General features: G+C 37.2%; 12 protein-coding genes and 2 tRNA genes. 3 read left to right on the top strand and 11 right to left on the bottom strand.

Translation table 11 applies throughout. The features are described 5' to 3' along the window. Window positions 1-6: 6 nt before the first annotated feature. Genes frhG through frhA form a run of 3 tightly spaced genes read right to left on the bottom strand, consistent with a single transcriptional unit; the run spans window position 7 to window position 2,652 of the window. Window positions 7-849, bottom strand: coding sequence for a coenzyme F420 hydrogenase subunit gamma (gene frhG, locus ACKI4K_RS02335; RefSeq protein ID WP_407421893.1), 843 nt, complete (start codon window positions 847-849; stop codon window positions 7-9). After that, on the bottom strand, window positions 849-1,418 hold the full coding sequence (gene frhD / locus ACKI4K_RS02340) for a coenzyme F420-reducing hydrogenase, FrhD protein (protein WP_407421895.1): 570 nt from the start codon (window positions 1,416-1,418) through the stop codon (window positions 849-851). Before frhD ends, frhG begins: the two co-directional genes overlap by 1 nt. 19 nt (window positions 1,419-1,437) lie before the next feature. Further along, window positions 1,438-2,652, bottom strand: coding sequence for a coenzyme F420 hydrogenase subunit alpha (gene frhA, locus ACKI4K_RS02345; RefSeq protein ID WP_407421897.1), 1,215 nt, complete (start codon window positions 2,650-2,652; stop codon window positions 1,438-1,440). Window positions 2,653-2,827: 175 nt separating this feature from the next. On the opposite strand from frhA, the gene ACKI4K_RS02350 reads away from it, so the two are divergent. From ACKI4K_RS02350 to ACKI4K_RS02360, 3 genes are all read left to right on the top strand, one after another. Further along, window positions 2,828-3,328: an endoglucanase gene (locus tag ACKI4K_RS02350; RefSeq protein ID WP_407421899.1), complete on the top strand. Its 501-nt coding sequence runs from the start codon at window positions 2,828-2,830 to the stop codon at window positions 3,326-3,328. An 87-nt stretch (window positions 3,329-3,415) separates the two neighbouring features. Continuing rightward, window positions 3,416-3,489, top strand: a tRNA-Arg gene (locus ACKI4K_RS02355). A 55-nt stretch (window positions 3,490-3,544) separates the two neighbouring features. Then, window positions 3,545-3,618 (top strand) — tRNA-Arg (locus ACKI4K_RS02360). A 4-nt stretch (window positions 3,619-3,622) separates the two neighbouring features. Here ACKI4K_RS02360 and ACKI4K_RS02365 read toward each other — a convergent pair. The 8 genes from ACKI4K_RS02365 to ACKI4K_RS02400 form a co-directional block, all read right to left on the bottom strand. After that, window positions 3,623-4,810, bottom strand: a complete 1,188-nt coding sequence (locus ACKI4K_RS02365; RefSeq protein WP_407421901.1) for a TIGR00375 family protein — start codon at window positions 4,808-4,810, stop codon at window positions 3,623-3,625. A gap of 11 nt (window positions 4,811-4,821) precedes the next feature. After that, window positions 4,822-5,382: a DUF2112 family protein gene (locus ACKI4K_RS02370; RefSeq protein WP_407421903.1), complete on the bottom strand. Its 561-nt coding sequence runs from the start codon at window positions 5,380-5,382 to the stop codon at window positions 4,822-4,824. 34 nt (window positions 5,383-5,416) lie between these two features. Then, window positions 5,417-6,187 carry a proteasome assembly chaperone family protein gene (locus tag ACKI4K_RS02375; RefSeq protein WP_407421905.1) on the bottom strand — a complete coding sequence of 257 codons (771 nt, stop codon included), beginning with the start codon at window positions 6,185-6,187 and terminating at the stop codon, window positions 5,417-5,419. 6 nt (window positions 6,188-6,193) lie between these two features. Then, complete coding sequence (locus ACKI4K_RS02380; RefSeq protein ID WP_407421906.1) at window positions 6,194-6,361, bottom strand: RNA-protein complex protein Nop10; 168 nt, start codon at window positions 6,359-6,361, stop codon at window positions 6,194-6,196. Window positions 6,362-6,367: 6 nt separating this feature from the next. After that, window positions 6,368-7,165 carry a translation initiation factor IF-2 subunit alpha gene (locus tag ACKI4K_RS02385; RefSeq protein ID WP_407421908.1) on the bottom strand — a complete coding sequence of 266 codons (798 nt, stop codon included), beginning with the start codon at window positions 7,163-7,165 and terminating at the stop codon, window positions 6,368-6,370. 62 nt (window positions 7,166-7,227) lie between these two features. Continuing rightward, the gene (locus ACKI4K_RS02390; RefSeq protein ID WP_067044971.1) at window positions 7,228-7,407 is read right to left on the bottom strand and encodes a 30S ribosomal protein S27e; all 180 of its coding nucleotides are present in this window, start codon (window positions 7,405-7,407) and stop codon (window positions 7,228-7,230) included. 10 nt (window positions 7,408-7,417) lie between these two features. After that, window positions 7,418-7,696, bottom strand: coding sequence for a 50S ribosomal protein L44e (locus tag ACKI4K_RS02395; protein ID WP_296804091.1), 279 nt, complete (start codon window positions 7,694-7,696; stop codon window positions 7,418-7,420). Between the two features lie 219 nt (window positions 7,697-7,915). Beyond that, window positions 7,916-8,767, bottom strand: coding sequence for a hypothetical protein (locus tag ACKI4K_RS02400; RefSeq protein WP_407421910.1), 852 nt, complete (start codon window positions 8,765-8,767; stop codon window positions 7,916-7,918). Between the last annotated feature and the right edge of the window lie 75 nt (window positions 8,768-8,842).

Genomic DNA, 8,842 nt, shown 5'->3' on the forward strand with positions numbered 1-8,842 from the left:
TTCCTCCTAAAGTCCTGTTTCCTTTTTAATTCTGTTGACAGGCAACCATGATCTTGGACACATTAAATAGCAAGATCCACATTTAATACATCTGTCCCTATCACAGCTAGGTCTACCTTCAGAAAAGCCCATTGCTCTAGTTGGACAAGCAAGAGCACAGGTTCCACAACCAGTACATAATCCTTGGCGGATAATGTTGGTTAATACGTCACATCCACATCCTTTGTCACATGCAGCCCTGTCCATAGCAGGTTGTAAGTAGTCTAAGTCGCCTTCACATAATGCGACAACAGCTTTTGCAATCATTTCAGGAGCTACAGGACAACCAGGAAGTGCTAAGTCTACTTTAATTAATGAACTAATTGGTAAGAAGGATTCGTGTTTAGGTTGTGCTTGTTGACCTCCACGAGCGAAAGTGGTGAAACAACCAGTTACAGCACAAGAACCGAATGCAGCAATTAAACCAGATTTTTTTCTTGCTTCTAAAAGTTCGTGTACACTGTGTTCATCTTGTAAACATACGGAACCTTCAATTAAACATAAGTCCATTTCCGGCATTTCTTCAGCGTAAGTACCATGAATCCATTTATCTACTAAAGTTTGTCCGTAAACAATATCAATCATGTCAGTAAGTACAGTAGATAAAATGTCATAGTTTTCAGTTAAAGACATTGCGTCTCCAGTACAACCACTTAAGTGTATGTAACCAATACGTGGTTTTGATGAAGCAGCTTTAGGTTCTTCTGGTGCTTTAGTTTCAACAGGAGCAGCAGCTTCAACTTTTTCCTCTACTTTTGGTGCTTCAGGTTCGGATGAACCGCCAAAAGCTTTTTTCAATTTATCAAACATTATTTTACCCCGATTTCTTTTAAAATAAGATCTATAGTTTTAGGAATAGCCTTTTCTACAGGTTCTGTTAAACCCATATCTATGTCCGGAGTAGGAATTTCAGCAGGTTTGCATCCAACAATTACCACTTCACATTTTTGAGAAATTTCACGAAGAGGATCCTCCACAGTCATGCCATGAGGATTGTCGTATTTCCCGTGTTGCATAACGCTCGGATCAAAAGTTTCCACAGTTCCAGGTTTGTCATTGAATTCCACAACATCAACCACTATGAGTTTTTTCCAATCGTAATCCTCATACAATGGGAAAAAGTTGGTTGGTGCTGCAGTTCCTCCATCAACGAATTGAATACTATCAGGTAATGTTATGCCTTCGACTTTCTCCTCGATTTGTTTTAAAATTTCCTTATCAAATTCATCTTCAACAAAGCCAGTAACAGCTGGGTCATAATAGTCGTTCTGGTCATTAAAAACTTTTTGTAAGATATTAATGACTATCGGACCGTATCCATCATCTTTAAATAATACATTCCCGCATCCAATAACAATTATATCCGAATCATAAGGCATTAATAAATCCTCCCAATACCTAGATTCTCACCATTTCATTTTTGAGAATGGATTTATCTTCATCGTCAACTACCATTACGTGAGTAGCACAGGATAAACATGGATCGTAAGCTCTGATTACATGTGGACCGAAATCATGGTGGAATCCTTCAGTTGCAGGACCCATGGTTGGAATGTTCCAAGTTGTTGGTACAATTGCTGAGTAGAATTGTGTTTTACCTTCAACAACTTTTGCCATGTGTACATCAGTTCCTCTAGGACCTTCTATGACACCAAATCCAAGTTCTCCAGTTCCTCTTTTATCGTAAGATACATTTGCAGGTGCTGCAGGATCGATTGCATCTAATGCTTCAATACATGCATCGTAGTTTTTCAACATTTCATCAGCACGAGCAGCGTGTTGAGCAACTACGCCTTTACCTTTAAATCCAGCGAATTTTTCCATTCTTGCTCTTGGACCAGTTTCAACATTAGTACCTTCCCATAATGGAATTACTGAACATCCTCTTTTACCTATTTCAGGGTCATCGTACCATGCTTCAGGTAAAACTTCTGAGAATTTGTCCATGTCGAAATCGTTGGAACCGTAAGTTGCATCGACTGCCATTAACGGTTGGTTAACAACACCTAAATCTTCAGGTAAACCAGCTTCAACAACACAGTTTTTAATGAATTCAACGTGTGCTTCGAGTTTTGGTTTGAAAGCGGTCATTCTTTCCATTAATCTTTCTTTGGTGAATGGTGTAATGTTTCTTGCCATTCCTCCAACTCTAATATCGGATGGGTGAATACCTTCACCAGCAATCATATCTACAACGTATTGAACAGTTTTTCTCACTTCACTTACACTGTTAACTGCATCTACGAATTTGTCCTCAGGGACAACGTCAGGTGCAACTAAAAAGTGGTGAATTGCTGCACTGTTAATACCGTGTGCTGCTGCGACAGCTTTTCTTAACAATTTTCCTGCTTTAGGAATTTCGATGCCTAAAGCCATATCCATAGCTTCTGCAGATGCTAAAGTGTGTGGAATCGGACATACTCCACAGATTCTTTGACATAAAACAGGAGCGGTTTCAGGAGCTTTGTTAAGAACCATCTTTTCTAAACCCCTAACAGGAGTTATACTAAAATACATCCCTTTTGTAACAATCCCTTCATCATCAACTTCCATGACTAATTCGGCATGGCCTTCTTGACGAGTTGTAGGGGATATAACTACTCTATCTTTCAAATTTGTCACCTCAATTTTAAAACTTAGAAACTAACAGTAACTATATATGTTTAATTATATTTATATACCAATACTAAAAAATCAGATAGAAATATATATAAGAGATAACGAACTTATTTATATTATTATATCTAATATAATAAATTAAGATAAAAAATTATATGGAGGGATAATATTGGATAAAGCAAATATTATAATTTCAATTATTATTGTATTATGTGTTGCCGCAGCTGTCGCTGCGTATGGATTAACTAATAATGACAACCCAATATTCTCAGGTTTATCCAGTATGTCATCTAATACCGGTTCAGGTATAGGAAATAATAGTACTGTGCATCATAATGGAACAGGCCACTCTGTTGCAACCACTACTGGTGGAGGCAGTGGTTCAGGCTCCAGCGGATCAAGTTCAGGGTCTGGTGGAAGTTCCAGTGGATCAGGTTCAAGTTCCAGTGGCTCTGGTGGAAGTTCCAACGGAGGTTCAGGATCAGGCACACACTTATCATACTCCGAAGCTCAAAGCATTGCAAATGGTGCTGTTGAAGTTTCAGGATGTTATGCAGGTGGAGGATCTTACTCTGGAGGATACTGGTATTTCACAATTTACAATGCTAGCGGAGCTGCAGTAGATGGAATAACTGTCGAAGATGCAACAGGAGCGACTGGAAGAGGATAAAATCTTTTCCATCCTTTTTATTTTTTAATTAAATTGATAGTTAAATATATATAACAAAAAAAATATATTTATTATTGTTGTATTAAAGGGCCCGTAGCCTAGCTGGATAGGGCGTCGGACTTCTAATCCGAAGACCCCGGGTTCAAATCCCGGCGGGTCCGCTCTTTGATTTGCTTTTTTTAAAAAGAATTTTATAAAATCGAACATTTAATATTTGGGCTTGTAGCCTAGTCTGGAAGGGCGTAAGACTCCTAATCTTAAGATCGAGGGTTCAAATCCCTCCAAGTCCGCTTTTTAAAAATTATCCAAAGTGGTTATTTTTGCCACTTTTCTTTTTTCTGCAGGTTTGTCAAATGAAACATGACCATATTGGCCGCCCCCACCAGGAACAACATCAATAGCTTTATCTCTGAAAGCTTCAATTGCCGGAGCGACATTGGAATCGATTCTTTCAATTTCATTTATAGGCGAATTAATCAAAACATTAATTTCATTGCCAAAACCATCAATAAGTTTCTGCCAAATGCCCTGAACGGTTTTTGTAGTGACCCCCTTATCATAGACAGTAGATATTAACTCGGCAAGCGGCATCAAATGAACATATTCCGGCCTGAAATTAGGATGTCTTGGCTCGGCATAATCAGCGATTTCGGAAATCCTAAAGTCAACACCCTTTTTTATGATTCCGCCACAGCTACATCTCATCTTATTTTCACGGGCAATGTCCGGGTCTATGATTTTATAGCATTTTGTACATGCAGTCATGTGGTACTTTCCAAGGTTTGGAAGCAAACCGTAATTTGCTTTGATTTCCCTATGCTTAATCGCATGCTTTATTGAAGAGTACGAAATATCTTTAAGCTCCAATACATTAAATTCCCTTCCCAATCGATGGGGCCATGGAGAATGCGCATCAGAGTTTGACATGAATGGAAAGTCCTTGAGTTCGCTTACAGTATCCGCCATGTCAGTATCCGCGGATAATCCCAACTCGACAAAATCCGGTTTTTTGCCGTAACAATCATAAATGCTATCATATGATTTATACATTCCAGTCCAAGGAGTGAATGCATGGGCAGGGCCAATCAAACAGTCATACTCCTTTACCATCTCCAAAAGCTCGGCACCGGCATATCTGGTTCTTGGCCTTCCGTCAGTGTTCTTGTTTTTGGACACCAATTTCCGGGACAGTTCACGGGCAATTTCAATGTTTGGAATAATTATCAAATGATGGATTCTATTTTTGCCTTCAACCTCTGTTGTTAAAACAAAATCCACATCGCCCGCAGTGTAAATTCCATCCCCCGAATAAATGGTGCTCTCTTCAATTATATTTAACCAGCCGGGATGGAAAGCATCGCCTGTTCCCAAAAGCTGTAAACCTTTCAATTTGGATTTGGGAGCCATATTTTCAATCAGCATGTCCTTTGATGATGCTGATGAAAAACAGCTGTGAACATGAAAATCTGCATTTACCAACATGTTTAAAAGTATTAAATTAATTTATTAAATATCTTTTCAACATCACAAATCGGATATTTCTCCCGTTTTCTTTTTAAATCAACATCCAAATTATTTTCATTAACCATTCCAGAGACATTATTCAGATTTTTCAAAAAAGAGTTTGTTTTATTAATCAAATCAATGATTTGGCTTTGAGTTGTAGGATAAGCCAGTTTCAAAGTCGGAATATCTAAATCCTGAATCATCTTAACTTCCAGGCTGTGAGCATTATTGCAGGCATTTCCACCAAATAAAATTAGATCATTCAATGCATCATACATTTTAATACGATTTTTTGGACGTTTCCCAATGATTATTGCTGCGTCAGCTTTACCTAAAACTTTAGATAACAAAAAAAGTCTTCCCTTGATTCCCGATGGCACTTCACTTGACAAGTAGGGAGTCAATATATTCTCATATGATAATTTTCCCTCACAGATATCCGTATTATCATATCTGGAAAAATTTGAAGGAGATAAATAAGCGTGTCCATTCTTTTCAATCAATGGAATGACAATCATTGCCGCATCGGGCACAACAACAACATTCATAAAAAAAAAGTTAAAAAAAATGATATATTGAATCTTATCCAATATATCTTAAATCATCTGCATTTCCTGCATTGGCTTTGTTAATTAAATCTTGTTCCATTTGCTGAGCTTTAGCAATCATTTGACGAGTTTCTTCAGCCCTTTCTTCCAGCTTATCAACATTAATTTCAAAATTAAGCAAATGTGATAATTTGTTTAGGATGGCTTCAGCGGATTCGGCATCAATGAAATAACCTGGAGTTTCACCCATAAGGCAAGACCCATGAATTCCCTGACGAACGGCAAGACCTAAAAACAGCCCGGAAGCACCTACAATACCCCCATCATTAGATCTGATTTCAATGCCTGCCTCTCTTAATAATTCCACATCCTCTTCATGGGTAGCCGCCCCGAAAACCTTAGGATTTTCAATAGGTTGAGCGGTAGCCATTCCACCCAATGTGTAAATTCTATCAATGTCAAATTGTTTTACATATGCCAGAATGTCCTTACAGACTAGGTATTGGGCTTCAGGAGACAAAGCCTGTGTATTGCCTACAAGGATAATTAAATCTAAATTATCCTCACCAACATCCCTTAAATAATATAATTCATTAAGCATGTTTTCAATTACGCCCTCATCTTTAACAAGAACTTGAGGCGGGAAAGATGGAGAATAAATTTCAGCAAATTTAGTTGCTCCAAACTCATCAATCATATGGTCAGCAGCTAATTTACCTACATGGCCAAGACCTGGTAATGCTTCTATAAAAATTGGATTGTCTAGTTCGATTTCTTCTAAAATAGTAATTTCTGCGGCATCCATGTCCTATTACTCCTTCATTGATTCTTTTTTTAATATACGACGATATTTTCCGTATTTATCCTCGATGGAAAATTTCGGAGGATAAATAACTTTAAGCTGTCCGCCACATTTTGGACAAGCATCTTTTAAAGTATAAATTCCACATTCGGGACATTTATTCATTTTCATGTTCATACGAATCTAGTTTTCTAACTCCCTTAAGAAAGAACCATTTCCTTCAGATTCTTCAACAACAGCAATGCATCTTTCAGCAGCAGCCTTAAGAGCCTTTTCGGCTAAAATATAATCTGTGGATTTTACAGTAATCCTATATCTTGGTGCACCCACGCATTGGACTTTGATTTCCTCTTCTTCATCACCATTATCTTCAGCAGCCTTAAGAGCATCAATAATAATCTCCACACCATTAGGCACAAAAGTTTCAATGTCCACATAGCCACTAATGTGAATTTCAGGTGGAGTAATGTTCTTTTTAGCCACTTCAGTAATGGCATCCGCCCAATCCTGAGGAATACCTTCTTCAGTAAGCGATTCAGCGCCTTCATCGGAAGCTGTTTCAAAAGCACCATAAACATCACCAAAGATGTCCATAAGCTCATAACCTACTTCATCATATGCCTCGTCCAAAGTCTTATCCAATGAGCTAGCAGATAATTCTAAAAATTTTTCAGCTTTTTGTTCAATTTTCCAATGTTGGATTTTTTTAGTTCTTTGATCTTCACGGATTCTTTTTAAAGAAGCATCAACGTGCCCCTTTTTAGGATTTACTCTGAGAACACGACAAACAATTTTTTGGTTTTCTCTTACGTGATCCCTGATATTTTTTACCCAACCAGAAGATACTTCAGAAATGTGAATAAAAGCTTCTTTGCCTTGATATTCTTCTAATTTAGCAAAAGCCCCATAATTAAGAACTTTGTAAACTGTACCTACAATAAGTTCCCCTTCATCAGGCCATTCTTGACTTTTTCTTACCATGTTCTCACCAACATCAATAAAAATTATAAAAAATAGTAAAAAATAAGTTGTAAACTAGAAATCTAGTTTAAAACTTTTTCAATGTGTGCTGTGATTTTAGCTTTAGCACCACGAGATTTGACAAGGGTTTTACCACAAATAATACATTTTACATCAGATGCTGCACGATCGAATATTACTTGTTCATTGTCACAATCTAAACATTTAACTTTTAAAAAGTTTCCTCTACCTTTACTAACCATGTTAATCACCTTATTTAGCTACAAATTCAGGTTTACCTGTTCTGAAAGATTGTTTAATGTGAGATTTTCCACATTCTTTACATTTGAGTCTTAAATCTAATTTCTTAACTGGTTTGTTTCCAGCAGGTAAAGGCCTTGGGTAACCTCTATAACCAGCAGTTACACGTCTGAATTGTCTTTGTCCCCAGGTTAATTCACTAGCTTTTCTTTTTTTAGCAGTATGTACTTCGTGAATTGTGTGTCTTTTACAGTGAGGACAGTATGTTCTTTTTTCTTTTGGTATTTTCATATTTTTCACCGTAATTAATAAATCATTGTAAATCTATCTATGAATTTATCTAAACTCGATTTATATCATAAAAAACGTAGAGATTCAAACTGCCTTGTAACGCATCAAGTCTACACACAGCAAAAATCCAAATTATATAAAATATAATTTTTTATTATCACAAATAGATACGATTAGTATATCTATAAATCAAGTTATTTAAATGTAATGGAAAATGAGTTAAATTTTTACCTGACGACCTTTTCGATTTTTGAAAAATACTTTTGCATTTACCAAAGGCAAAGTTACCAAATCTTGAGATCTGAACGGACCATAAACTTTCTCATCCACGCCTACGATAGGGCCGACATCGTCAAAAACCAACATTGTGACAAGTTCTGTGTCCTTGGCCACTTTTCTGGATTCGAAATCATAAAATTCATCCGCCTCATCAAATGCGTTTGGATTATCCTCAATCACTTTGGGAGCGGATTTTTTTGGAGCGGCTTCGGCTTTGTTGACCTGTTTTTCAATAGGCTGTTTTGGCTCTGGCTTGATTGGTTTTGCCTTGCTGATCTCATCCAACCTATCTAAAACTTCATCGCTTTTCTTTTCTTCGGAAGGTGTGGGAATTAATGTATTCTTTTGGGTTTCTTTAGGTTTGATAACCTTTTTCTCATCGTCATCATCGTCATCAGACAGCTTTTCCAAGGAAATGTTGCCGCTGTGATTTTTCAGGGTATCAATCAATGAGAAATAAAACTTCTCCTCTTCGGGAGTCAAATTCAGTGGAGTGGTATCGACCAGGTCAAACTGAGGCTTGCCTGTAAATAAATGATATGACCTGTGGATGTTTACAACAGCGGCATCGGTTATCTTGTGCTCACGCCTTTCACAGATTTCAGTAGCAATGATTTGAGCTTCCTTAAGTATGCCGTGAACATTTGAAAATGGATCCCTGATTGCCTCTTGCCTTAGCTCATCTAAATACTCATGAATAGTGGTGTAAAAGTCCTCTTCTACACGAGCTAATGTTGCATTATTACGTTCTTTTTTCTGAATTTTGCGCAATTCCTGATAAAATTGATCCACTGGTTACCATCTCTAAAGTGTCTTTTGAAAAATAAAAAAAGTGTAAACAAATGAAAAATTATTCATCTGTTTCTA

Source organism: Methanobrevibacter sp., assembly GCF_045644645.1.
In the GTDB taxonomy this organism is placed as follows: Archaea; Methanobacteriota; Methanobacteria; order Methanobacteriales; family Methanobacteriaceae; genus Methanocatella.

Bases quoted from the DNA above. Each gene is read 5' to 3' on its own strand.
- frhG (WP_407421893.1), bottom strand. From the start codon at position 849: ATGTTTGATAAATTGAAAAAAGCTTTTGGCGGTTCATCCGAACCTGAA.
- frhD (WP_407421895.1), bottom strand. From the start codon at position 1,418: ATGCCTTATGATTCGGATATAATTGTTATTGGATGCGGGAATGTATTA.
- ACKI4K_RS02365 (WP_407421901.1), bottom strand. From the start codon at position 4,810: ATGTTGGTAAATGCAGATTTTCATGTTCACAGCTGTTTTTCATCAGCA.
- ACKI4K_RS02370 (WP_407421903.1), bottom strand. From the start codon at position 5,382: ATGAATGTTGTTGTTGTGCCCGATGCGGCAATGATTGTCATTCCATTG.
- ACKI4K_RS02375 (WP_407421905.1), bottom strand. From the start codon at position 6,187: ATGGATGCCGCAGAAATTACTATTTTAGAAGAAATCGAACTAGACAAT.
- ACKI4K_RS02380 (WP_407421906.1), bottom strand. From the start codon at position 6,361: ATGAACATGAAAATGAATAAATGTCCCGAATGTGGAATTTATACTTTA.
- ACKI4K_RS02385 (WP_407421908.1), bottom strand. From the start codon at position 7,165: ATGGTAAGAAAAAGTCAAGAATGGCCTGATGAAGGGGAACTTATTGTA.
- ACKI4K_RS02390 (WP_067044971.1), bottom strand. From the start codon at position 7,407: ATGGTTAGTAAAGGTAGAGGAAACTTTTTAAAAGTTAAATGTTTAGAT.
- ACKI4K_RS02395 (WP_296804091.1), bottom strand. From the start codon at position 7,696: ATGAAAATACCAAAAGAAAAAAGAACATACTGTCCTCACTGTAAAAGA.